Origin of the sequence: Kineococcus rhizosphaerae (genome assembly GCF_003002055.1) — a bacterium.
GTDB classification, from domain to species: domain Bacteria; phylum Actinomycetota; class Actinomycetes; order Actinomycetales; family Kineococcaceae; genus Kineococcus; species Kineococcus rhizosphaerae.
In genome coordinates, this window is the sequence record NZ_PVZF01000001.1 from 151,925 (window position 1) to 175,352 (window position 23,428).

The 23,428-nt window shown below is 73.1% G+C and carries 21 protein-coding genes; 16 read left to right on the plus strand and 5 right to left on the minus strand.

Annotated elements, in window-relative coordinates:
* The first annotated feature begins 82 nt into the window (after positions 1 to 82).
* Together CLV37_RS00780 and aroB are read left to right on the plus strand one after the other, a co-directional pair.
* The gene (locus CLV37_RS00780; RefSeq protein ID WP_106206039.1) at positions 83 to 1,606 is read left to right on the plus strand and encodes a bifunctional shikimate kinase/3-dehydroquinate synthase; all 1,524 of its coding nucleotides are present in this window, start codon (positions 83 to 85) and stop codon (positions 1,604 to 1,606) included.
* A complete protein-coding gene (aroB, locus tag CLV37_RS00785) occupies positions 1,603 to 2,688 on the plus strand; it encodes a 3-dehydroquinate synthase (RefSeq protein ID WP_106206041.1) in 1,086 nt (361 codons plus the stop codon). The genes CLV37_RS00780 and aroB overlap by 4 nt, the downstream gene beginning before the upstream one ends.
* Here aroB and CLV37_RS00790 read toward each other — a convergent pair.
* From CLV37_RS00790 to CLV37_RS00805, 4 genes are all read right to left on the minus strand, one after another.
* Positions 2,664 to 3,797, minus strand: a complete 1,134-nt coding sequence (locus tag CLV37_RS00790; protein ID WP_170126986.1) for a glycosyltransferase 87 family protein — start codon at positions 3,795 to 3,797, stop codon at positions 2,664 to 2,666. The genes aroB and CLV37_RS00790 overlap by 25 nt on opposite strands.
* A gap of 2 nt (positions 3,798 to 3,799) precedes the next feature.
* Entirely contained in the window at positions 3,800 to 4,969 is a 1,170-nt protein-coding gene (locus CLV37_RS00795; protein WP_146149245.1) for a hypothetical protein, read from the minus strand.
* 110 nt (positions 4,970 to 5,079) lie between these two features.
* Entirely contained in the window at positions 5,080 to 5,946 is an 867-nt protein-coding gene (locus CLV37_RS00800) for a hypothetical protein (protein WP_106206047.1), read from the minus strand.
* Positions 5,947 to 6,030: 84 nt separating this feature from the next.
* Positions 6,031 to 6,399 carry a hypothetical protein gene (locus CLV37_RS00805; RefSeq protein WP_106206049.1) on the minus strand — a complete coding sequence of 123 codons (369 nt, stop codon included), beginning with the start codon at positions 6,397 to 6,399 and terminating at the stop codon, positions 6,031 to 6,033.
* A 310-nt stretch (positions 6,400 to 6,709) separates the two neighbouring features.
* Between CLV37_RS00805 and efp the strand changes: the two genes are divergently transcribed.
* The 3 genes from efp (at position 6,710) to CLV37_RS26930 (ending at position 9,454) form a co-directional block, all read left to right on the plus strand.
* On the plus strand, positions 6,710 to 7,273 hold the full coding sequence (gene efp, locus CLV37_RS00810; protein WP_106206051.1) for an elongation factor P: 564 nt from the start codon (positions 6,710 to 6,712) through the stop codon (positions 7,271 to 7,273).
* Positions 7,273 to 7,683 carry a transcription antitermination factor NusB gene (nusB, locus tag CLV37_RS00815; protein ID WP_106206053.1) on the plus strand — a complete coding sequence of 137 codons (411 nt, stop codon included), beginning with the start codon at positions 7,273 to 7,275 and terminating at the stop codon, positions 7,681 to 7,683. Before efp ends, nusB begins: the two co-directional genes overlap by 1 nt.
* A gap of 199 nt (positions 7,684 to 7,882) precedes the next feature.
* Positions 7,883 to 9,454, plus strand: coding sequence for a glycosyl hydrolase (locus CLV37_RS26930; RefSeq protein ID WP_146149246.1), 1,572 nt, complete (start codon positions 7,883 to 7,885; stop codon positions 9,452 to 9,454).
* A gap of 119 nt (positions 9,455 to 9,573) precedes the next feature.
* Here CLV37_RS26930 and bldD read toward each other — a convergent pair whose 3' ends face one another.
* Positions 9,574 to 10,068: a transcriptional regulator BldD gene (gene bldD / locus CLV37_RS00835; RefSeq protein WP_106206055.1), complete on the minus strand. Its 495-nt coding sequence runs from the start codon at positions 10,066 to 10,068 to the stop codon at positions 9,574 to 9,576.
* A gap of 281 nt (positions 10,069 to 10,349) precedes the next feature.
* On the opposite strand from bldD, the gene pyrR reads away from it, so the two are divergent.
* The 11 genes from pyrR (at position 10,350) to CLV37_RS00890 (ending at position 23,423) form a co-directional block, all read left to right on the plus strand.
* Complete coding sequence (pyrR, locus tag CLV37_RS00840; RefSeq protein WP_106206057.1) at positions 10,350 to 10,907, plus strand: bifunctional pyr operon transcriptional regulator/uracil phosphoribosyltransferase PyrR; 558 nt, start codon at positions 10,350 to 10,352, stop codon at positions 10,905 to 10,907.
* Positions 10,907 to 11,866, plus strand: a complete 960-nt coding sequence (locus CLV37_RS00845) for an aspartate carbamoyltransferase catalytic subunit (protein WP_106206059.1) — start codon at positions 10,907 to 10,909, stop codon at positions 11,864 to 11,866. Before pyrR ends, CLV37_RS00845 begins: the two co-directional genes overlap by 1 nt.
* Positions 11,863 to 13,167, plus strand: coding sequence for a dihydroorotase (locus tag CLV37_RS00850; protein WP_106206061.1), 1,305 nt, complete (start codon positions 11,863 to 11,865; stop codon positions 13,165 to 13,167). Before CLV37_RS00845 ends, CLV37_RS00850 begins: the two co-directional genes overlap by 4 nt.
* Positions 13,164 to 13,682, plus strand: coding sequence for a PH-like domain-containing protein (locus tag CLV37_RS00855; RefSeq protein ID WP_106206063.1), 519 nt, complete (start codon positions 13,164 to 13,166; stop codon positions 13,680 to 13,682). Before CLV37_RS00850 ends, CLV37_RS00855 begins: the two co-directional genes overlap by 4 nt.
* Positions 13,679 to 14,872: a glutamine-hydrolyzing carbamoyl-phosphate synthase small subunit gene (gene carA / locus CLV37_RS00860; RefSeq protein WP_106206068.1), complete on the plus strand. Its 1,194-nt coding sequence runs from the start codon at positions 13,679 to 13,681 to the stop codon at positions 14,870 to 14,872. The genes CLV37_RS00855 and carA overlap by 4 nt, the downstream gene beginning before the upstream one ends.
* A complete protein-coding gene (gene carB / locus CLV37_RS00865) occupies positions 14,872 to 18,189 on the plus strand; it encodes a carbamoyl-phosphate synthase large subunit (RefSeq protein WP_106206072.1) in 3,318 nt (1,105 codons plus the stop codon). Before carA ends, carB begins: the two co-directional genes overlap by 1 nt.
* Positions 18,186 to 19,031, plus strand: coding sequence for an orotidine-5'-phosphate decarboxylase (gene pyrF / locus CLV37_RS00870; RefSeq protein WP_106206076.1), 846 nt, complete (start codon positions 18,186 to 18,188; stop codon positions 19,029 to 19,031). The genes carB and pyrF overlap by 4 nt, the downstream gene beginning before the upstream one ends.
* 38 nt (positions 19,032 to 19,069) lie before the next feature.
* Complete coding sequence (locus tag CLV37_RS00875) at positions 19,070 to 19,405, plus strand: hypothetical protein (RefSeq protein ID WP_146149247.1); 336 nt, start codon at positions 19,070 to 19,072, stop codon at positions 19,403 to 19,405.
* 355 nt (positions 19,406 to 19,760) lie between these two features.
* Entirely contained in the window at positions 19,761 to 21,467 is a 1,707-nt protein-coding gene (locus tag CLV37_RS00880; RefSeq protein ID WP_106206081.1) for an ABC transporter substrate-binding protein, read from the plus strand.
* A 40-nt stretch (positions 21,468 to 21,507) separates the two neighbouring features.
* On the plus strand, positions 21,508 to 22,512 hold the full coding sequence (locus CLV37_RS00885; RefSeq protein WP_106206083.1) for an ABC transporter permease: 1,005 nt from the start codon (positions 21,508 to 21,510) through the stop codon (positions 22,510 to 22,512).
* Positions 22,509 to 23,423 (plus strand): ABC transporter permease, encoded by a 915-nt coding sequence (locus CLV37_RS00890; RefSeq protein WP_106206085.1) that lies wholly within the window; start codon positions 22,509 to 22,511, stop codon positions 23,421 to 23,423. Before CLV37_RS00885 ends, CLV37_RS00890 begins: the two co-directional genes overlap by 4 nt.
* Positions 23,424 to 23,428: the final 5 nt, after the last annotated feature.

The window sequence follows — 23,428 nt, forward strand, 5'->3', positions numbered from 1 at the left end:
GGGTACCGCGGAGCGGTCCGGTCCCGCCGACGACCTATCATGTGACGCGCCCACCGCCGCCGTCCGCAGGAGCTGTCCCCCCGTGATCGTCCTCGTCGGCTTCATGGGCGCGGGCAAGACCACCGTCGGCCGCCTCCTCGCCGACCGCCTCGGCCTGCCGTTCGTCGACACCGACCTGGTCATCGAGGATCGCGAGCGCCGGACGGTTCCGGACATCTTCGCGGCCGACGGTGAGCAGGCCTTCCGGGACGTCGAGCAGGCCGTCGTGGCCGACGTCGTCGCCGGTCCCGAGGCCGTGGTCTCCCTCGGCGGGGGGGCCTGCGGGCGCGCGGCCACCCGCGAGGTGCTGCGGGCCCACACCGTCGTGCACCTCGACGTCTCCTTCGAGCAGGCGAAGGCCCGCACGGCGGGCGACACCTACCGCCCGATGCTGCACCGCCCGGGCCTGGCCGAGCTGCACGCCTCCCGGCGCGTGGTGTTCGAGGACATCGCCGACCTCAGCGTCCGCACCGACGGCCGCCGCGCCGAGACGATCGCCCTCGAGGTCCTGGACCGGGTGACGGACCAGGACGGCGTGCTGGTCGCCCCGCCGGGCGGGACGTACCGCGTGCACGTGCGGGCGGGGTCGCTGGCCGACGTCGGGCCGCAGCTGCCCGCGACCGGGAAGGTCCTGGTGGTCGGGCGCGCCGCGGACCCGTCGCTCGCTCGGATCCTACCGGGCCTGCGTGCGCAGGCCCACGTCGTCGAGCTGCCCGAGGGTCCCGTCAAGACCCTCGACGTCTACGGACGGCTGGCCCTGCACGCGGCCGAGATCGCGCTGCACCCCGACGACCTGGTCCTGGCGGTGGGGGACGAGGCGGTCGTGGACGTCGCGGGGTTCCTGGCCGCCACCTACAACCGCGGGGTCCGCTGGGCCGTCGTGCCCCGCTCGCTGGAGGGGCTGGTCGACTCCTCGCTCGGGGGCAAGGTCGCCCTCGACCTGCCGCAGGCCCGGAACCTGCTGGGTGCGGTCCACCAGCCGGTCGCGGTGTTCAGCGACCCGCAAGGGGTCTCGGCGGACACCGACCCCCGCTTCGGGGCCGGGCTCGCCGAGGCGGTCAAGACGGCCCTGGTCGCCGACCCGTCCGACCTGGAACTCCTGGTCGCCGGCGCGCCCGCAGTCCTCGCCGGTGACGTCGAGGCGATCTCGGCCCTCGTGCGCCGGGCCGTGGTCACCAAGGCGCGCATCGTCACGGCCGACGAGCGGGAGGCCGCGGGACGGTTGCACCTGAACTACGGGCACACGTTCTCGCACGCCTTCGAGCAGTTCGACGTCGAGAACCCCCTCTCGCTCGGCCTGATGGCCGCCGCCCACCTCGCCCGCCGCCTGGGCCTGCTCGACGACGCGGGCGTCGGCGCGCACCGGGACGCCCTGCGCGCCTTCGGCCTGGTCACGGCGCACCGTTTCCGGTTGTCCGAGCTCCAGCCCTTCTGGCTGCGGGACAAGAAGTTCAAGGACGGCGTCCGGTTCGTGCTGCTGCACGGCCCCGGCCGGCCCGAGGCGGGGGTTCCCGCCACCGACGACGCACTGACCGGTGCGCTCGAGGACCTCGCGGAGGACAGATGACCACCGAGACCGTTCGCATCACCGTCGAGGGTGACGCGCCGTACGACGTCCTCATCGGCCGGGGCCTGCTGGGTGAACTGCGGGGCCTGCTGGGCCCGAAGGTCGCCAAGGTGCTCGTCGTGCACCCGCGGGCGCTGCGCTCGACCGGTGAGGCCGTGCGCGACGACCTCACCGCCCAGGGGCTCGAGGCGATCCTGGCCGAGGTCCCCGACGGCGAGGAGGCCAAGACCGCCGAGGTGGCCGCGTTCTGCTGGACGGTCCTCGGGCAGTCCGACTTCACGCGCTCGGACGCGGTCGTCGGCGTCGGCGGGGGAGCAGTGACCGACCTCGCCGGTTTCGTCGCCGCGACGTGGCTGCGCGGCGTCCGCGTCGTCCAGGTCCCCACGACGTTGCTCGCCATGGTCGACGCCGCGGTGGGGGGCAAGACGGGCATCAACACCGCCGAGGGCAAGAACCTCGTCGGGTCGTTCCACCCGCCGGCCGGAGTCCTGTGCGACCTCGACGCCCTCGACACCCTCCCGCCGCACGACCTGCGGGCCGGCCTGGCCGAGGTCGTGAAGTGCGGGTTCATCGCCGACGAGCGCATCCTCGAGCTCGTCGAGGCCGACGTGGAGGCCGCCACCGACCCGCACTCGCCGGTCCTGGCCGAACTCGTCGAGCGCGCCGTGCGCGTCAAGGCCCGCGTGGTGGGTGAGGACCTCAAGGAGTCCGACCTGCGCGAGATCCTCAACTACGGGCACACCTTCGCCCACGCGGTGGAACTCGTCGAGCGTTACCAGTGGCGGCACGGCGCCGCCGTGAGCGTGGGGCTGTGCTACGTCGCCGAGCTCGCCCGGATGGCGGGCCGGTTGTCCGACGCCGACGCCGACCGGCACCGCGACGTCCTGCAGTCCCTCGGTCTGCCCACGACCTACCGCGGAGACCGCTGGCCGCAGCTGCTCGACGCCATGAAGCGGGACAAGAAGTCCCGCGGTGCGCTGCTGCGCTTCGTCGTCCTCGACGGGATCGGGCGGCCCTCCCGGCTGGAGGGCCCCGACCCGGCGATGCTGCAGGCGGCTTACTCGGAGATCAGCTCGTCCTGAACGCCAGTGCGCTGCCGGGGCAGGGACGGGCGAGGTCCTCGTCGTGCCGCCGGCAGCGCCAGCAGGACGAGCGCGGTGACGACGGGGACGCACTGGGCCCACGGGATCAGCTCGGGAAGCACCTGGCGGGACAGCTGGAAGGCGATGAAGCAGGTCGCGGTCGTCCAGGGCACCCGCCGGCCGCTCGCGCCGACGTCGGCCAGGACCGCACCGGCGACCAGGCTCGCCCAGTGGTAGTCCCACACCTGGGGCTCCAGCAGCAGGCGAGCGGCGACGCACGAGAACAGGGCGAGTTCGATCCGGCGCCGTCGTGCTGCCAGTGCGACGAGTCCGAAGCACAGGGCGAACTGCGTCAGCCGCACGGTGGACGGGTACACGTCCCCGGCGAACCCCGCGAGAGCCAGGGGCGACTCGGCGAACACCCGCGCCGTGCTGGAGGTCAGCGCCTCCACCGTGCCCGGTACCGCGACGAAGGCGGCCCAGGGCAGGGCGGTGGCCGCGAGCGCCGTCACCGGAGCCTGCCACCGCCGCACGGACACCGGGACGAAGGAGAGCGCGAGCAGACCGACGGCCCACGGCTTGCCGCTGGCGGCCAGACCGACGGCGAGCCCCAGCACGACGGGCCGTCGGTCCTGCACGGCCCACAGCGCCAGCAGGCTGCCCAGGACCACGCCGATGTCCTCGGGGTGGGTGAAGGTCGTCGCCAGTTCGACCCAGGCGGGGGCTGCCAGCACCCCGGCCCCCAGTACGACCAGCGGGTGAGGTGCGCGCGCCAGGCGCTCGGCCGCGCGGCACACCAGCGGCAGGGCCAGTCCGGAGGCGACGGCGACGACCGAGCCGCCGACGGCGTTCGGCAGCAGGGACAGCGGCGTGAGGAGCAGCAGGGGCAGGGGCCCGATCCACACGTCCGGGTGCGCCCGGTAGAACTCCCACGGGGCGGTCCCCTCCACCTGCCCGGTGAAGACCCCGCCGGCCAGCTGGTAGTACCACCAGTCGTCCGGAGGCCCGACCGTGGCGAGGTTCGACACGACGACGCCCACCGCGACGAGCCCGATGAGCAGGAAGCGGTGCCTCAGCAGGACGTGCAGCAGACTGTCGCCGGGGAGCACCATCACACGGTCCCCTCGAGGGAGCTGGTCCTGCGGAACCGCCGACGGAGCGGTCGAACCGCGCCCGGTCCGGCGACCAGGAGCACGCACGCCAGGGCGAGGGGCACGACCTGCAGGGCGGCGCTCACCCGGTTGTCGGCCATCCAGCGGGCGTCGAGCAGCACCACCACCGTGACCGCCGTGAGCCACGGCCCGCGCAACCGCGTGCGGAAGGCGTCGACGACCAGGCAACCGAGCGCGACCGTGGCGAAGTAGTAGTCCCACGCCTGGGGGTCCAACGCTACGCGGGCGGCGACGACCACGAAGGGCGCCAGGTGGCCCCGGCCGCGCGCGACCGCCAGAGCGGCCAGCGACAGGCACAACAGGAACTGCACCGGCCGCACCCACTCGGGGTACGGGGCGCCGGCGAGGCCGATCAGGGCGAGGGGTGAGGCGTACCAGACGCCGACGCGGAAGGCGCCGAGGGCGTGCACCGTGCCGGGCGCGGCCAGGACGAACGGCAGCCACCACGCCACCACGACGAGCCCACCGGCGACGACACGACCCGCCCTCAGCAGCGGGGTTCCGGGCCACGAGGCGACCAGCGGGAGCAACCCGACCGCCCAGGGCTTGCCCGCGGCAGCGGTGCCGAGGAGCGCCGCCGCGATCCAGGGGAGCCAGGTCCCCCGACGGGAGCGGCTCCACCCGAGCACGAGGCACGCGGCGGTGACCGCCACGGCGTCCTCGGGGTGGGTGAAGTCCGCAGCCAGCCGCCACCAGTACGTCCCGACGAAGACGCCACCGCCCAGTACGGTCAACGCAGTGCGGTCGTCGACGGCGCCCCGGGCATCACCCGCCCGCTCGATCAGGTAGCAGCAGACGGGCAGGAACGCCCCGATCAGGGCGACGGCGACCCACGGACTCACCGTGGCGGGCAGCAGCGCGACGGGGAGGGCCAGCAGGAGCGCCGGCGGGCCGATCTGCGTCTGCGGCGAGGCCTCGTACAGGTGGAGGGCGCTCGTGCCGCCGCGCCCGACGAGCACCTGCGCGGCGTCGCGGAAGAAGTTCCAGTCACCCACCGCGCCGACGGTGTGCAGGTGCCACAACCCGGGCAGGGTGCCCACCAGCAGGAGAACCACGAAGCGGGCCTGGACGAGCGCAGACAGCCACGGCGGCAACCTCTCGGGGGTCACCTGGCGCTCGACGTGCACAGTGGGTGATCGGCAGCGCGTCGACCGCGCTGAAGGTCAGCGTCGAGCAGGCCTCGGGGGACGGGTCCTCCGAGGCCCGTCCACCGGGTCCGCTACCCGCAGGGGACCGTCGTGACGCCCTGGGCCGGCGAGAAGTAGCGGACGACGTGACCCGTGCGACTCTCCCCCCGCAGGCAGTAGGTGGTGGTCGTCGCCGTGACGACCACCACCTCGTCGACGGTCTGCGGCAGGTCCAGGGACGCGAAGTCGCCGGCGTAGGCGCCGTTGAACCCGTGGTACGCGTCCTGCCCGGCCGCGACGTTGCGCAGGTCCGCCGACACGGCCTGGATCTCCTTGGCGTGCACCTTGTCCATCACGACCGGGTACCCGTACTTGACCCCGATGGCGCCCACGACGAGCACCGTCGCCCACGTGACGAGGGTCTTGACGGGGTTCTTCCCGACCCTCTTCGGCACGGCCTCGGTGCGCGGCACGTGGAAGGGGGAGGCGTTGCCCGGGCTGAACGCCGGGCGCCCGGTGGAGGAGCCGTAGAAGTCCGCAGCGGGCACCGCCGACGCCCGGGGGGTGATCGGCGGCGCCGGGCGGCGCGGCGCTCGGCGCACGGGGTCGGGCTCGCGGGCGGGGGCCGGCGCCTCGGGTGCGGGTGCGGGCTGAACGACCGCCGCAGCTGCGACCGGTTCCGCGACCGGTGCAGACGGTTCCGCGGTCGGTTCCGCGGTTGGTTCCGCGGCGGCCTTGCGCCGCGGCAGCGCGACCGGGGCAGCGGGCGGCTCGGGAGCGGGCGGTTCGGGGGCGGGCGCCACCGGAGCGGGGGGTTCGGCGAGGTCGGCGACGAGGTACTCCGCGGGCTCGGGCCCGGGGTCGGCCACCCGGTGCCGGCCCCGGGGGACCGCGGACTCGAGGTACCCCCCGCCTGCGCGCAGCGGGGTGCGCCGTTCGTCGGCGAGGGGTTCGGTCACGGGGTCCTCCTGGCTGGTCTCGGTTCGTCATCGGCGCGCGGCCGGCCGCGCTGCAGCCGCGTCACCCGGGTGGATCACCGCGCCTCAGGCGCAGGAGCGGTCGCTGAACCCGGCGCCGGGGGAGTAGAAGACCGTGGTGCCCGTGCCGTCGTCGTGGGCGCCGGCGCAGAACCCGCGGGTCCCGGCGCTGACGATCGCCAGCTCGTCGCGGTCCGCGTCCACCCCCAGGTCGGTCAGCGAGGTGGAGAACTCCCCGTGGGCGGCCTTCCAGCTCGCCTGGGCCGTCGCCACCCGCTGCAGGTCGGCGCGCAGGTCGTCGGCGGCGTGCTCGTGGCGGTCGGCCAGGGCGACGGGCACGGCGACGGCGAGCGCGGCCGCAGTGGTGACGACCGCGACGAGGGCCACCGCGCGGCGGGGGCGGCGCGGGGCGTCGTCGGGCGGTGCTGCGTCCACGCGCGACCTCCTCCCGTGGGGTTCGACGACCTGGGTGCTCTGACCCCGAGGTGATCGGGCGGGCCGGGGGCGGCGCTGAGGGGCGCGGGTGCGGTGCCACCCGTGTGCCCGCCCGCCTCCACCGTCCGGCGCAACGGCCGTGAGCGCCCGGTGGGCGCACGGTGATCACCGCGGCGGGTGGCCCTCACCCGCTCGCCACGCCCGCGGGCCCGGCGGCCCGCCCCACGTCGGTAGGATGGACAAGCCCCAACCCGCGTCCGGTCCCGGTCGACGGGAGTGAGTACGCACTAGAGACGGACTGAGAGACGACGTGGCATCGACGAACGACCTGAAGAACGGCACCGTGCTGAACCTCGACGGCAACCTCTGGTCGGTGGTCGAGTTCCAGCACGTCAAGCCCGGCAAGGGCGGTGCCTTCGTCCGGACGAAGCTGAAGAACGTCCTGTCCGGCAAGGTCGTGGACCGCACGTTCAACGCCGGCTCGAAGGTCGAGACCGCGACGGTCGACAAGCGGGACATGCAGTACCTGTACAAGGACGGCGAGGACTTCGTCTTCATGGACACCGCCACCTACGACCAGCTGCACATCGCGGCGGCGACCGTCGGGGACGCGGCCAACTTCATGCTCGAGAGCACCGAGGCCATCGTCGCCACGCACGAGGGCTCGCCCCTGTACGTCGAGCTGCCGGCGTCGGTCGTCCTCGAGATCACCTACACCGAGCCGGGTCTGCAGGGCGACCGCTCCACCGGCGGCACCAAGCCCGCCACGGTCGAGACGGGCTACGAGATCCAGGTCCCGCTGTTCCTCGAGACCGGCACGAAGGTCAAGGTCGACACCCGCACGGGCGACTACCTCGGCCGCGTCAACGACTGATGGCCGCTCGCCGCAAGGCGCGCAAGCGCGCGCTGGAGGTCCTCTTCGAGGCCGACCAGCGCAAGCTCGCCCCGCTGGACGTCCTGCGGGACAAGATCGTGCGCGCCGACCCGCCCGTCGGTGAGTACGCGATCACCCTCGTCGAGGGGGTCGTGGCGCACCAGGAGCGCATCGACGAGGTCCTCACGACGTACTCGATGGGCTGGTCGGTGGACCGGATGCCGGCCGTCGACCGCGCCGTGCTGCGCATCGGCGTCTGGGAGGTCCTGCACGCCCCCGACGTGCCTGACCACGTGGCCGTCAGCGAGGCCGTGGAGATCACCCAGGAGCTCTCGACCGACGAGTCGCCCAAGTTCGTCAACGGGCTGCTCGCGCGGATCGCGGAGCTGAAGGAGACGCTCGCCCCCTGAACGGCGGCACCCGACGACCCGGTCACCCTGGTGTGACCGGGTCGTCGTGCGTCCGGGAACCTCCACTGCGGTAGGGGTTCTCCGGAGTCGGCCGGATCCGGCCGGCGCCGGCGACGACGGCGCCTCAAGGTGGCGTCGCGGGGCGTCGACGGTTCCAGCAGAAGCTGTTCGCTGGTACCGCGAGAGGACCCCCCACCTCATGACCGACGACACGACGCCGGCCACCCGCTCCGTGCAGCACAAGCGCCGCTGGCCCTGGGCCGTGGGCACCGGTGTGCTGACCGCCGCCCTCACCCTGTCCATGACACCCGCAACGGCGGCCGTCGCGGACCTGTTCGACCTCGGCCGCGGTGCCACGCTGACCTCCCCCGACGGCAGCGTGTACACGGTCTCGGTCGAGGACGACGGTGACCTCGTGACCACCCTGAAGCAGAAGCCGACCCCCACGGCGACCCCGAAGCCCACCTCCTCGGCCACCCCCACGCCGACGAGCACCGCCCCCGCTCTGGACGTGAAGGCGACCGCCAGCGGCGCCGGGACGATCTCCGTGTCGTGGCCCAGGGAGCTGCAGCAGGCCACGTTCGGCCGCGACGGCGTCGACGCGGGTGGCACCGGCGCGTGGACCTCGGACCAGGGCGCCACCTCCCCGCAGCAGCTGACCAACCTCAAGCCGGGCACCCGGTACACGGTCACGGTCGCCGGCGTGCTGGGCGGCAGGCAGGTCAGCCGCAGCGTGAGCGTCACCACCGGGACGGCCGGCACCCCCACCGCCGCCCCGACCTCCAGCGCCCCGACCCCGAGCGCCCCCGCGCCCAGGGGGCAGGACGACTTCAACGCCACGACTCTCGGCGCCTCGGTGACCGGTGCGGCCAACGGCGACTTCAACCGCTGGACCGGCACCAAGCTCGGCCTGTACGCCACCTGGGCCGACAACGGCAAGGTCTGGGGCATCGACACCCCCGGCAGCGAGTACGGCCGCGACAGCGTCGCGCGCCTGGGCGACTACGACCTCGACATCGCCACCCAGCACCGGATCGCCAACTGGGCCAACCCGGGCATCGACGCGAACCTCGAGGCGACCTTCCGCGAGATCAAGAGCAAGTGGGGCGACCGCAAGGGTCACGTGTACGTCCGCCCGTTCCACGAGATGAACGGCAACTGGTACAACTGGTCGGTCCGCAACCCCTCCGACGCGGCGAACTTCGTGAAGTACTGGCGCACCGTCGTGCACCCGAAGTGGACCTCGGTCATGGGTGACGACGACCGCTTTCACCTGGTGTGGTCGCCGAACCGCGACACCTCGACGTCGGTCGACGTGCGGACGATGTTCCCCGGCGCGCAGTACGTCGACGCCATCGGCGTCGACTACTACGACTTCTCCCGCGCGGACGACGACGCCAAGTGGGCCGCGGAGGTCGACAAGACCCAGAACGGCGGCCCGGTGGGCATCGGGGCGTGGGACGCGTTCGCCCAGTCCCAGGGGGTGCCGTGGTACCTGCCCGAGTACGGCGTCCAGTTCGGCGACAACAGCGTCTTCGCCACGAAGGTGCTGGACTTCGTCAAGGCCAACCGGTACTCCGGTGAGGGCGACGCGAGCGGCAAGGCGCTCGGCGCGGCCTGGCACAACCTGCAGGGCAGCTCCCCGGACCCGAACGCCGGCGGTGACTTCTTCGTGCAGCGGGGCGGCAAGGACTACGCCGGCCGCGCGAAGACCGCGACTGCGGTCCGCTCGTGGGTCCAGACGAACACCTGGCTGCGTCAGGCGAAGTGAGCGTGCGGTGCGCGGACCCGGTGACGGGTCCGCGCACCGGCCGGAACGACGAAGCCCCGCCCGGGTCGCCCGGGCGGGGCTTCGTCGTCCCCGGGACGGCGGTCCCGGCGTGGTGCGGGTCAGCCGTGCTCGACGGCGCGGCGGGCGTCGGCGTTGAGCACGCCCCAGGCGATGAACTCGTCGCACAGCGTCGTCGCGGGGACGTCGTAGATGACGGCGAGGGTGCGCAGGTCGTCGGCGCGGATCGACAGGACCCGGCCGTTGTAGTCGCCGCGCTGGGACTGGATGGTCTTGGCGTAGCGGTCCAGGGGGCCGGCCTTCTCGGCGGGGACCTCCTGGAGGCGCTCGAGGTCGAGCACGAGCCGCGGCGGCGGCTCGGAGCTGCCCTGCGGGGCGCCTTCGGGGAGCAGGGCGGAGACGGGGACTCCGTAGAAGTCCGCCAGTTCAGCCAGTCGCTGGACGGTCACCGCACGGTCGCCGCGTTCGTAGGAGCCCACGACGACGGCCTTCCACCGTCCCTCGGACTTCTCTTCGACGCCGTGCAGGGACAGCCCCTGTTGGGTACGGATGGCGCGAAGACGCGATCCGAGTGCGCGGGAGTAGTCCGATGCCATACGAGAATCGTCACGGAGCGTGAACGTCTTCGTCAAGCTGACCTGCCGGTTCCCACCCCGTTCTCGGGGAATCACCACCCTCTCGGCACCAAAAACGTTACTCCGTGTGAGCGTTTGATCTCACAACGACAGCGCTGGGTGAGCGCCGGGGGCGTCGACGCTGCGACCACTGTGCTCCTGTAGGGTCACGGGTGCCCACCACGCGCCGTCACCTCCAGGTGAAGGACCGGTGGAGACGTCCTTTAAGGATCCGTCCCGTGAGGCGGGGAAGGAGGTCCGCAGTGAACGCTGCCCCGGATCAGTTCGCCAGGGTGCTCCTCGAGAGCGCCGACATCTCCCGCGCCGTGACGCGCATCGCGCACGAGCTGCTGGAGTCCAACAAGGGTGCGGACGACCTCGTCCTGCTCGGCATCCCGACACGGGGGGTCCCGCTGGCCCGCCGGCTGGCCGCCCGGCTCGCCGAGGTCGAGGGCACGAACGTGCCCACCGGTTCGCTCGACGTCACGATGTACCGCGACGACCTGCGCCGGCACCCCACCCGCACGCTCCTGCCGACGGAGCTGCCGCCGGGCGGGATCGACGACAAGGTCGTCGTCCTCGTCGACGACGTCCTGTACTCCGGCCGCACCATCCGCGCCGCGCTCGACGCCCTGGGCGACCTCGGCCGCCCCCGGGCCGTGCGCCTGGCCGTCCTCGTCGACCGCGGCCACCGCGAGCTGCCCATCCGCGCCGACCACGTCGGCAAGAACCTGCCGACCTCCAGCGCCGAACGGGTCGGCGTCCAGCTCAGCGAGCTCGACGGCCGCGACGCCGTCGTCATCACCGGGGGTCAGGGCTGATGCGCCACCTGCTGTCCGCCGCCGACCTCGACCTCGCCGCCGCCGTCCGCGTCCTGGACGTGGCCGAGGAGATGGCCGCCACCCAGCGCCGGGAGATCAAGAAGCTGCCCACGCTGCGGGGGCGCACGGTCGTGAACCTCTTCTTCGAGGACTCCACCCGCACCCGCACCTCGTTCGAGGCCGCCGCCAAGCGGCTGTCCGCGGACGTCATCAACTTCTCCGCCAAGGGCTCCAGCGTCTCCAAGGGCGAGAGCCTGAAGGACACCGCGCTGACCCTGGAGGCCATGGGCGCCGACGCCGTCGTCGTCCGGCACGGCTCCTCGGGGGCCCCGCACCGCCTGGCCCACGCGGGCTGGACGCGCGGCGTGGTCGTCAACGCCGGGGACGGCACGCACGAGCACCCCACCCAGGCGCTGCTCGACGCGTACACCATGCGCCGCCACCTCAAGGCCGGGACGGGGGACCTGCGCGGCGCGAAGGTCGTCGTCGTCGGCGACGTCCTGCACTCGCGGGTGGCCCGGTCCAACGTCCTGCTGCTGCACACCCTCGGCGCGGACGTCACCCTCGTCGCGCCGCCGACGCTGCTGCCCGTCGGGGTGCAGGACTGGCCGTGCGCGTCCTCGCACGACCTCGACGCCACGCTGCGCGACGTCGCCCCGGACGCGGTGATGATGCTGCGCGTGCAGGCCGAGCGGATGGACGCCTCCCAGGGCTCGTTCTTCCCCTCGGCCCGCGAGTACAGCCGCCGCTACGGCCTGGGCCGCGACCGCCTGGCCGCCCTGCCCGGGCACGCGATCGTCATGCACCCCGGCCCCATGAACCGCGGGCTGGAGATCTCGGCCGAGGCCGCCGACTCGGCCCGCTCGACCATCGTCGAGCAGGTCGGCAACGGCGTCGCCGTGCGGATGGCGGTCCTCTACCTGTTGCTGGCCGGCGAGCTCCCGGGAGGGGACGCGTGAACACCACACTCATCCGGAACGTCAGGCCCCTCGGCGGGGAGGCGAGCGACCTCCTGCTGCGCGACGGGCTGATCGCGGAGGTCGGCCCCGGCCTGAGCGCCGAGGGCGCCGCCGTCGTCGACGGGACGGGCCTGTTCGCCCTGCCCGGCCTCGTCGACCTGCACACCCACCTGCGCGAACCGGGCCGCGAGGACGCCGAGACCGTGGAGTCCGGCACCCGCAGCGCCGCGCGCGGGGGCTACACGAGCGTCTTCGCGATGGCCAACACCTTCCCCGTGGCCGACACCGCCGGGGTCGTCGAGCAGGTCCAGCGCCTCGGCGAGGAGGCCGGCTGGGTCGACGTGCGCCCCGTCGGGGCCGTCACCGTGGGCCTGGCCGGTCAGCAGCTCGCCGAGCTCGGCGCCATGGCCGACTCCCGCGCGGGGGTGCGGGTCTTCTCCGACGACGGGCACTGCGTGTCCGACGCCGTCCTCATGCGCCGCGCCCTGGAGTACGTCAAGGCCTTCGACGGCGTCATCGCCCAGCACGCCCAGGAACCGCGCCTGACCGAGGGCGCGCAGATGAACGAGGGCACGGTCAGCGCCGTCCTGGGCCTGCGCGGCTGGCCCAGCGTGGCCGAGGAGGCGATCATCGCCCGCGACGTGCTGCTGGCCGACCACGTCGGGTCGCGGCTGCACGTGTGCCACCTGTCCACCAAGGGCTCGGTGGAGATCGTGCGCTGGGCCAAGGCCCGCGGTGTCCAGGTCACCGCAGAGGTCACCCCGCACCACCTGCTGCTCACCGACGAGCTCGTGCGCGGCTACGACCCCGTCTACAAGGTCAACCCGCCGCTGCGCACGCAGGCCGACGTCGAGGCCGTGCGCGAGGGCCTGACCGACGGGACGATCGACGTCGTCGCCACCGACCACGCCCCGCACCCGGTCGAGGCCAAGGACTGCGAGTGGTCGGCCGCGGCCATGGGCATGACCGGCCTGGAGACCGCGCTGAGCGTCGTGCAGCACACGATGGTCGACACCGGCCTCATCGGCTGGGACACCCTCGCCGAGCGCACGGCGCACGCCCCGGCCCGCATCGGCCGCCTCGCCGGTCACGGCCGCCCCCTCGCGGTCGGGGAACCGGCCAACCTCGTGCTCGTCGACCCCGCCGCGCGCTGGACCGTCGTGCCCGAGGCGATGGCCACGGCCGGGCGCAACTCCCCGTTCCGCGGGATGGAGCTGCCCGGCCGGGTGGTCGCGACGTTCCTGCGCGGGCGCGCGACGGTCCTGGACGGGGAGCTCGTGCCGCAGGTGAGCAGCCGGTGAAGGTCCTCGCGGTCATCATCCTCGTCGCGGCGCTGCTCGTGCTGTGGCGCATGGCGTTCATGGGCTACCGCGGCCGGGCGCTGCGCCAGAGGCGGGAGTTCCCGCGTCCGGTCGGGGCCCGGGACTGGGGGACGCTGACCGGGGCGATCGAGGGCGTCTACGTCTCGACGACCGACGCGGAGAACGCCCTGGACCGCGTCGCGGCCCACGGCCTCGGCACGCGCAGCGCCGTCGCGCTCGGGTTCGTCCCCGAGGGCGTCGGGCTCCTGCGCGAGGGCGCGCGCTCGTTCGTCGTGCCCACCGCCGACATCGTCGGGGTCGGGCACGGCCCGGGCATGGTCGGCAAGTGGATGGGCAGGGAGAAGGGCCTCGTCGTCCTCCGGTGGAGGCTGGGGGACCGCGTGGTGGACACAGGGATCAAACCGCGGCACCCCGCCGAGGGCGCCAGGTTCGCGGAGCAGGTGGAGGAACTCGTGCGCAACAACAAGCCCAAGAACTCTGGAGGTGCGCAGTGACCCAGCGCGTTCCCGCCGTCCTCGTCCTGCAGGACGGCCGCACGTTCCGCGGCGAGGCCTACGGCCACGTCGGGCAGACCGTCGGCGAAGCGGTGTTCTCCACCGGCATGACCGGCTACCAGGAGACCCTCACCGACCCCAGCTACCACCGCCAGGTCGTCGTCATGACGGCCCCGCACGTGGGCAACACCGGGTACAACGACGAGGACGGGGAGTCCTCGCGGATCTGGGTCGCCGGGTACGTCGTGCGCGACCCCGCGCGCACCCCCTCGAACTGGCGCTCGCGCCGCAGCCTGGCCGAGGAGCTCGACGCGCAGGGCGTCGTGGGGATCTCCGGCGTCGACACCCGGGCCCTGACCCGCCACCTGCGCGAACGCGGCGCCATGAAGGTCGGCGTCTTCTCCGGCCCGGCCGCCGAGCAGCCGGCCGCCGACCTCCTGGCGATCGTCGAGGGCGCGCCCGACATGGTCGGCACCGACCTCGCCTCCCTGGTGTCCACCGACGAGCGGTACGTCGTGCCCGCGGTGGGGGAGCGCAGGTTCTCCGTCACCGCCGTCGACCTCGGCATCAAGTCGATGACGCCGCACCGCCTCGCCGAGCGCGGCATCGAGGTCACGGTCGTCCCCTCCACCGCGACGCTGGAGCAGGTCCTGACCTCCGGCCTGGACGGCGGCGCCCCCGACGGGGTGTTCTTCTCCAACGGCCCCGGCGACCCCGCCGCGGCGACCCACGAGATCGAGGTCCTGCAGGGCGTCCTGGAGCGCAGGATCCCGTTCTTCGGGATCTGCTACGGCAACCAGCTCCTCGGCCGCGCCCTCGGGTTCGGCACCTACAAGCTGAAGTACGGCCACCGCGGCATCAACCAGCCCGTCATGGACCTGGCCACCCGCAAGGTCGAGGTCACCGCCCACAACCACGGGTTCGCCGTCGAGGGCACGGCCGGGGAGGTCCGCCAGACCCCGTACGGGCGGGCCGAGGTCAGCCACGTCGGCCTCAACGACGGGGTCGTCGAGGGGCTGCGCTGCCTCGACGTGCCGGCGTTCTCCGTGCAGTACCACCCCGAGGCCGCCGCCGGCCCGCACGACGCCTCCTACCTGTTCGACCGGTTCGTGGACCTGCTGGACGGCGTCCCCGCCGCGCAGCTCGTCGACGACCAGGGTGAGATCGACACGACCGAGAAGGGTGCCTGATGCCTCGCCGCACCGACCTGAAGTCCGTCCTCGTCATCGGTTCCGGGCCGATCGTCATCGGCCAGGCCGCCGAGTTCGACTACTCCGGCACCCAGGCCTGCCGGGTCCTGAAGTCCGAGGGCCTGCGCGTGATCCTCGTGAACTCCAACCCGGCGACGATCATGACCGACCCGGAGATGGCCGACGCGACCTACGTCGAACCCATCACCCCCGCGACCGTCGAGGCGATCATCGCCAAGGAGCGCCCCGACGCCGTGCTGGCGACCCTGGGCGGGCAGACCGCGCTGAACACCGCGATCGCGCTGTTCGAGTCCGGTGCGCTGGACCGGTACGGCGCCGAGCTCATCGGCGCCGACGTCGACGCCATCAAGCTCGGCGAGGACCGCCTGCTGTTCAAGGGCGTCGTCGAGCGCTGCGGCGCGGAGTCGGCCCGCTCGCACCTGTGCCACACCATGGACGAGGTCCTCGCCGCCGCCGGCGACCTGGGCTACCCCGTCGTCGTGCGCCCCAGCTTCACCATGGGCGGCCTGGGGTCCGGTTTCGCCTACGACGAGGACGACCTGCGCCGCATCGCCGGGCAGGGGCTGCACCACTCCCCGGTCACCGAGGTCCTCCTGGAGGAGTCGATCCTGGGCTGGAAGGAGTACGAGCTGGAGCTCATGCGCGACCGCGCCGACAACGTCGTGGTCGTCTGCTCCATCGAGAACTTCGACCCCATGGGGGTGCACACGGGCGACTCGATCACCGTGGCGCCGGCCATGACCCTGACCGACCGCGAGTACCAGCGCATGCGCGACATCGGCATCGCCGTCATCCGCGAGGTCGGCGTCGACACCGGCGGCTGCAACATCCAGTTCGCGGTGAACCCCGTCGACGGGCGCATCATCGTCATCGAGATGAACCCGCGGGTCTCGCGCTCGTCCGCGCTGGCCTCGAAGGCGACGGGTTTCCCCATCGCCAAGATCGCCGCGCGCCTGGCCGTCGGGTACACCCTCGACGAGATCCCCAACGACATCACCGAGTCCACCCCGGCGAGCTTCGAACCCGCGCTGGACTACGTCGTCGTCAAGGTCCCGCGGTTCGCGTTCGAGAAGTTCCCGGCCGCCGACCCCACGCTGACCACGACCATGAAGAGCGTCGGCGAGGCCATGGCGTTGGGCCGCAACTTCACCGAAGCGCTGCAGAAGGCGTTGCGCAGCACCGAGAAGCGCGGTGCGCAGTTCAGCTGGGCCGGTCCGGTGGGCGACCGCGAGGACCTGCTGCGCCGCGCGCAGCAGCCGACCGACGAACGCATCGGGCTGGTCATGCAGGCCATCCGCGCCGGGGCGACGCCGGCCGAGCTGTTCGAGTCCACGAAGATCGACCCGTGGTTCCTCGACCAGCTGTTCCTCATCGACGAGATCGCCGTCGAGGTGCGCGAGAGCGACGAGCTGACCCCCGAGCTGCTGCGGCACGCCAAGCGGCACGGGTTCTCCGACGCCCAGATCGGTGAACTGCGCCACCTGCCCGAGGACGTCGTGCGCGGCGTCCGGCACGCCCTGGGCGTCCGGCCGGTCTACAAGACCGTCGACACCTGCGCGGCGGAGTTCGCGGCGAGCACGCCGTACCACTACTCCTCCTACGACTCCGAGGACGAGACCCGCCCGCGCGAGAAGGCCGCGATCGTCATCCTCGGCTCGGGCCCGAACCGGATCGGCCAGGGTGTCGAGTTCGACTACTCCTGCGTCCACGCCAGCTTCGCGCTGGCCGAGGCCGGCTACGAGACCGTCATGGTCAACTGCAACCCGGAGACGGTCTCGACCGACTACGACACCTCCGACCGCCTGTACTTCGAACCGCTGACCCTCGAGGACGTCCTCGAGGTCGTGCACGCGGAGATGAAGTGCGGCCCCGTCGCGGGCGTCATCGTCCAGCTCGGCGGCCAGACGCCGCTGGGCCTGGCCGCCCAGCTCGAGCGGGCCGGCGTGCCGATCATCGGGACCTCGCCCGCGGCGATCGACCTCGCCGAGGAGCGCGGCGCCTTCGGGCAGGTCCTGGAGCGCGCGGGCCTGGTCGCCCCCAAGCACGGGACGGCCTCCAGCTTCCCGGCCGCCCGGGCCATCGCCGCCGAGATCGGCTACCCCGTGCTGGTCCGCCCCAGCTACGTCCTGGGTGGGCGCGGCATGCAGATCGTCTACGACGAGGCGACGCTGGAGCAGTACATGGCGACCGCGACCGAGGTCTCGGCCGACCGCCCGGTGCTCGTCGACAAGTTCCTCGACAACGGCCTCGAGATCGACGTCGACGCCCTGTTCGACGGCGAGGAGATGTACCTCGGCGGGATCATGGAGCACATCGAGGAGGCCGGGATCCACTCCGGCGACTCCGCGTGCGTCATCCCGCCGGCCACCCTCGGCGCCTCCGAGCTGCAGCGCGTGCGCGAGGCCACCGAGGCCATCGCCCGCGGCGTCGGGGTGCGGGGCCTGCTCAACGTCCAGTTCGCGCTGGCCGCCGACATCCTCTACGTCCTGGAGGCGAACCCGCGGGCCTCGCGCACCGTGCCGTTCGTGTCCAAGGCGACGGGGGTCCCGCTGGCCAAGGCCGCCGCCCGGCTCATGGCGGGCACCTCCATCCGCGACCTGCGGGCCGAGGGGCTGCTGCCCGCGCACGGCGACGGCGGCCTGCTGCCCGCCGACGCACCCGTCTCCGTCAAGGAGGCCGTCCTGCCCTTCGCGCGGTTCCGCACCGCCGAGGGCGTCGTCGTCGACTCCCTGCTGGGTCCCGAGATGCGTTCGACCGGTGAGGTCATGGGCATCGACGTCGACTTCCCCACGGCGTTCGGCAAGTCGCAGACCGCGGCCTACGGCGGGCTGCCGACGACCGGGACGGCGTTCATCTCCGTCGCCGACCGCGACAAGCGCGCCATGATCTTCCCGATCAAGCGCCTGGCCGACCTCGGGTTCACCCTGCTGGCCACCGAGGGCACCGCGCAGGTGCTGCGCCGCAACGGGATCGCCTCCACGGTGGTCCGCAAGGCGTCGGAGGGCACGAGCGCCGAAGGTGAGCAGACCATCCTCGGCAAGATCGCCGCGGGCGAGGTCGCGATGGTCGTCAACACGCCCTCGGGCAACCAGGCCCGGGCCGACGGGTACGAGATCCGCGCGGCGGCGACGTCCGTGGGCTCGCCCATCATCACCACCATCCAGGAGCTGTCCGCCGCGGTGCAGGCCATCGAGGCCGACCTCGTGCGCGAGCGCAACGGGCTGGGGCTGGCCGTCGCGTCGCTGCAGGAGCACACCGCCCGCCTCGAGGCGGCCTGGCCCGGTTTCCGCGCGTGAGCGGGCGCTTCGGCGCGCGCCTGGCCGAGCAGGTCGCCGCGCACGGTCCGCTGTGCGCGGGCATCGACCCCCACGCCCCGCTGCTGGCGGCGTGGGGGCTGGCCGACGACGCGGCGGGCGTCGAGCGGTTCGGCCGCACGGTCGTCGAGGCCCTGGCCGGGCACGTGGCCTGCGTCAAACCGCAGGCCGCCTTCTTCGAGCGGCACGGCTCGCGCGGGGTCGCGGCGCTCGAACGCGTGATCGCCGACGCCCGCGACGCCGGGCTGCTGACGATCGTCGACGCCAAGCGCGGCGACATCGGCTCGACGATGGCCGGGTACGCCGACGCCTTCGTCGGCGACTCCCCGCTGGCCGGGGACGCCGTGACGGTCTCGCCGTACCTGGGCTTCGGCTCCCTGCGCCCGCTCCTGGACCTCGCGGCCGAGCGCGGGCGCGGGGTGTTCGTGCTCGCGCTCACCTCCAACCCCGAGGGCGCCTCCGTGCAGCACGCCGTGGGCGCCGACGGCCGCCCGGTGGCCCGGGCGGTCGCCGAGGCCGCCGCGGCCGAGAACGCCGGCGCGGCGCCCTTCGGCGACGTCGGCCTCGTCGTGGGGGCGACCGTGGGCCCGGCGGTCGCCGGGCTGGGGATCGACCTCGACGCCGTCAACGGCCCGCTGCTGGCCCCCGGGGTGGGGGCGCAGGGCGCCACGGCCGCCGACCTGCAGCAGGTGTTCGGCGACGCGCGACGGCTCGTGCTGGCCTCCAGCTCGCGCGAGGTCCTCGCCGCCGGCCCCGACCCGGCCGGCCTGCGCGACGCCGCGCGGCGCTCGGCGGACGCGGTCCGCGCGGCGCTCGCGGTCTAGGACGGGCGCCGTCGGGGCCACCTGCGAGAGTGGGACCCGTGACGAGCAAGCAGCAGCCGGGCCGCGAGCAGTTGAGCAGGGAACTGGGCAGCGGGATCGCCGCGCTCGTGGTGACCGCCGTCGAGGTCGGTCACGGCGAGCTCGAGGCGCGCCGGCAGGTCGCGGGCTTCCTGCGCGGGCTGCGCCTGGACCCCGGGGCGGTGCTGCGCGCCGCGATCGCCGGGGTCGCCGGGCTCGCGCCGGCCGAGACGGTCGAGTCCGACGAGGCCCCCGGCGTCGAGGACCAGCTCCTGGCGGCGCTGGAGGCGCGGGAGTGGCTGGAACGGATGGCCGCCGACGTCGCGCAGGACCGGCCCGTGTGGCCGCTGGGGTGAGTGGACACCGCCCCGGCCCCGGCCCCGGCCGCGGGCCCCGGCCCGCGCCACCCGCCTGAGCCGACGGGCCCCGGGAGCACGCGCTCCCGGGGCCCGTCGGCGCTCTCGGGTGGTGGGGCGCTCGCGCCGGGTCCACGATGGGGCTCCCGACGGGCGAGGAGGCCCGTGGCGGGTGCGGGAGGCAGATTGCCCAGTCCGGCGGGGGGCGAGGAGGCAAACCTCACCCCGGGAGCGTCGTGTAACAACCTCATGACACGGGCATGGCGAGTTGGATGAACACTGCGTGTTCCCCTAGCGTCTGCCTCCGCACGACCGAGCAGGACCCCACAGGACCACCGCCGGAACGAGGACGTCGATGTCAGCGCAGTCGCCCACCGAGCACGACACCACCCACCCCAGCCGCCGCGCCTTCACGCTGGCCTCCGTCGCGACCGCCGGGCTGGCGACGCTGTCGGCCTGCGCGAAGAGCGAGCGCGACGAGGGCGGCAGCTCCGGAGGCAGTTCCAGCAGCGGCCGGGACACGTTCGTCTTCGGCGGGTCCGCCGACCCCGACTCCCTGGACCCCGTCTTCGCCTCCGACGGCGAGACGTTCCGCATCACCCGGCAGATCTTCGAGGGGCTGGTCTCGACCAAGCCCGGCACGACCGAGCTCGCCCCCTCGCTGGCCACGAAGTGGACGACGTCCGAGGACGGTCTCAGCTACACGTTCACCCTGGCCGAGGGCGTGAAGTTCTCCAACGGCAAGCCCTTCGACGCCGCGGCCGTCGTCGCCAACTTCGAGCGCTGGTACAACCTGCGCGGCATCGCCCAGGGCGAGGACCTCGCGTACTACTACCGCTCCATCTTCCGCGGGTTCAAGACCAACGACGACCCCGCGCTGGGGACCTCCCTGTACGCGGGCTCGACGGCCAACGCCGACGGCACCGTGACGGTGAACCTGACGTCGCCGTTCGCCGGGTTCCTGGCCTCCCTGACCCTGCCGGCCTTCGCGATGCAGGAGACCGGTGCGGTCGAGGCCGCCGGCGGCAACGGGCTGAACGGGGCCGACCCGCGCCAGAGCGAGTACGCCACCTCCGGGCCCATCGGCACGGGGCCGTTCGTCTTCGCCGCCTGGGAACGCGGCCAGCAGGTCACCCTCAAGCGCAACGAGGACTACTGGGGCGAGAAGGCCAAGGTCGCCTCCGCCGTCGTGCGGGTCATCGGTGACGGCACCGCGCGCAAGCAGGCCCTGCAGAACGGCGACATCGACGGGTACGACCTCGTCGCCCCGGCCGACGTCGAGACGCTGAAGTCCGCCGACTTCCAGATCCAGAACCGGCCGGCGTTCAACATCCTCTACCTCGGCATGAACCAGGCGCTCGCGCCGCTGGGCGACCTGAAGGTCCGCCAGGCGATCTCGCACGCCATCGACAAGGACGCGGTCATCAAGAACGCGCTGCCGTCCGGCACCAAGGCGGCCACGCAGTTCATGCCCGAGAACGTCATCGGCTGGAACGACAAGGTCACGACGTACGAGTACGACGTCGACAAGGCCAAGCAGCTGCTGGCCGAGGCCGGGCAGTCGAACCTGACCATCCCCTTCAACTACCCGACGGGGGTCTCCCGGCCGTACATGCCGAACCCGGAGACGATCTACAACGCCATCAACCAGCAGCTGACGGCCGCGGGGATCAAGACCACCCCGGTCGCCGAGCAGTGGACCCCGAACTACCTCGGGACCGTGCAGGGCGGCACGAACCACGGTCTGCACCTGCTGGGCTGGACGGGCGACTACAACGACCCGGACAACTTCATCGGGGTGTTCTTCGGCGCCCAGACGAACGAGTGGGGGTTCAACGACCCGGGTCTGTTCGAGGCCCTGGCCAAGGCCCGCACCGTCACGTCGCAGGACGAGCAGGAGACCACGTACCAGGACATCAACGAGCAGATCATGACGTTGCTGCCCGGCATCCCGATCGCCAGCCCCGTCCCCTCGCTGGCCTTCGCCGCCGGGGTGAAGGGCTACACCGCCAGCCCCGTGCAGGACGAGGTGTGGAACACCGTCACGGTCGCCGACTCCTGATGTCACCGAGGATGTCGCGAGCCGTCCGGGAGGGGGCGGCGTGCTGACGCTCGTCGTGCGCCGCCTCGGCCTGCTCGTCGTCGTGCTGTTCGGGCTGTCGCTGCTGCTGTTCGCGTGGGTCCGGGCCCTGCCCGGTGACCCCGCGCGGGCGTTGCTGGGGGAGAAGGCGACCCCGGCGGGCATCGCCGAGGTCACCCGGCGCTACGGGTTCGACCAGCCCGTCTGGCAGCAGTACCTCACCTACCTCGGGCGGTTGCTGCACGGCGACTTCGGGTCCTCGATCAACACGGGTGAACCCGTCGTGCGCACGTTCTCCGAACGGTTCCCCGCCACGATCGAGCTCGCCGTCGCGGCCCTGGTGCTCGCGGTCGTCGTGGGGATCCCGCTGGGCTACCTCGCCGCGCGCCGGCGCGGTGGCTGGCTCGACAACCTCGTCGTGGGCGGGTCCCTGCTCGGCGTCGTCGTGCCCGTGTTCTTCCTCGCGGTGATCCTGAAGTACGTGCTGGCGATCCAGCTGCACTGGTTCCCGACGTCGGGGCGCCAGAACGCCCGGATCGACGCCACCCACGTCACGAACTTCTACGTCCTGGACGGGTTGCTGACGCGGGAGTGGGACGCGAGCTGGGACGCGCTGGTGCACCTGGTGCTGCCGGCGCTGGCCCTGGGCTCGATCCCGCTGGCCATCATCGTGCGCATCACCCGGGCGTCCGTGCTCGACGTCCTCGGCGACGACCACGTCCGGACCGCGCAGGCCAAGGGTCTGCCGCGCAGCGTCATCAGCCGCCGGCACGTCCTGCGCAACGCGCTGCTGCCGGTGTCGACGACGCTGGGGCTGCAGGCCGGGGCGCTGCTGTCGGGGGCGGTGCTGACGGAGACGGTGTTCTCCATCAACGGCATCGGCAGCTACCTGTTCGACGCGGTCACCCAGCTCGACTACCCGGTGCTGCAGGGGTTCATCCTGTTCATCGCGGTCGTGTACGCGCTGGTGAACCTCGTCGTCGACGTGAGCTACGGGTTCATCGACCCGAGGGTGAGGGTGTCGTGACGGCGGAATCGGCGCTGACCGCCGAGGTCGTGGAACCCACGGGGGCCGACGGCGTCGGCCCGTGGCACGCGGCGTGGCGGCGGCTGCGGCGCAACCCCGCCGGCATCGTCGGGGCCGTGCTGGTGCTGCTGTTCGTCCTGGTGGCCCTGCTGGCCCCCGTCCTGGCGCCGTACCGGCCGGCGACGGCGCAGTGGTTCGGGCAGGTGACCCCGACGAGCGTGCCCGGCCCGAGCGCGGACCACCCGCTGGGGCTGGACTCCTTCGGGTCCGACCTGCTGACGCAGCTGCTGTACGGCGCCCGGACGTCGCTGGTCATCGGGGTCGTCTCGACCGCGGTGGGCCTGGCGGTCGGTGCTCTGCTCGGGGTCCTGGCGGGCGGTTTCGGCGGCAAGGTCGACACGGTCGTCATGCGCGTCGTCGACGTGCTGCTGTCGATCCCGTCCCTGCTGCTGGCGGTGTCGGTCGCCGCGGTCCTGCAGCGCGGTTCGCTGGCCATCATGCTGGCCGTCGCCGCGGCGCAGGTGCCGATCTTCGCGCGGCTGCTGCGGGCCTCGCTGCTGGCCCAGCGCGGCCAGGACTACGTCGTGGCCCTGCGCTCGCTCGGGCTGCGGCAGCGGCGCATCGTCGTGGGCCACATGCTGCCCAACTCCCTGGGCCCGGTGCTCGTGCAGGCCACGCTGACGCTGGCCACGGCCGTCATCGAGGTCGCCGCCCTGAGCTTCCTGGGCCTGGGCGACCCCAACCCCGCCGTCGCGGAGTGGGGCCGGATGCTCGTCACGGCCCAGTCCCGGCTCGACCAGGCGCCGCAGCTGGCGCTCTACCCCGGTCTCGCGATCGCGATCACCGCGCTGGGTTTCACCCTGCTCGGCGAGGCGCTGCGCGAGGCCCTGGACCCGAGGAGTTCACGGTGAGGCGA

What these genes read in the sequence shown, in the direction of transcription:
- CLV37_RS00845 (WP_106206059.1), top strand. Translation starts at nt 10,907, where the DNA reads ATGCGCCACCTGCTGTCCGCCGCCGACCTCGACCTCGCCGCCGCCGTC.
- CLV37_RS26930 (WP_146149246.1), top strand. Translation starts at nt 7,883, where the DNA reads ATGACCGACGACACGACGCCGGCCACCCGCTCCGTGCAGCACAAGCGC.
- nusB (WP_106206053.1), top strand. Translation starts at nt 7,273, where the DNA reads ATGGCCGCTCGCCGCAAGGCGCGCAAGCGCGCGCTGGAGGTCCTCTTC.
- bldD (WP_106206055.1), bottom strand. Translation starts at nt 10,068, where the DNA reads ATGGCATCGGACTACTCCCGCGCACTCGGATCGCGTCTTCGCGCCATC.
- CLV37_RS00880 (WP_106206081.1), top strand. Translation starts at nt 19,761, where the DNA reads ATGTCAGCGCAGTCGCCCACCGAGCACGACACCACCCACCCCAGCCGC.
- carB (WP_106206072.1), top strand. Translation starts at nt 14,872, where the DNA reads ATGCCTCGCCGCACCGACCTGAAGTCCGTCCTCGTCATCGGTTCCGGG.
- aroB (WP_106206041.1), top strand. Translation starts at nt 1,603, where the DNA reads ATGACCACCGAGACCGTTCGCATCACCGTCGAGGGTGACGCGCCGTAC.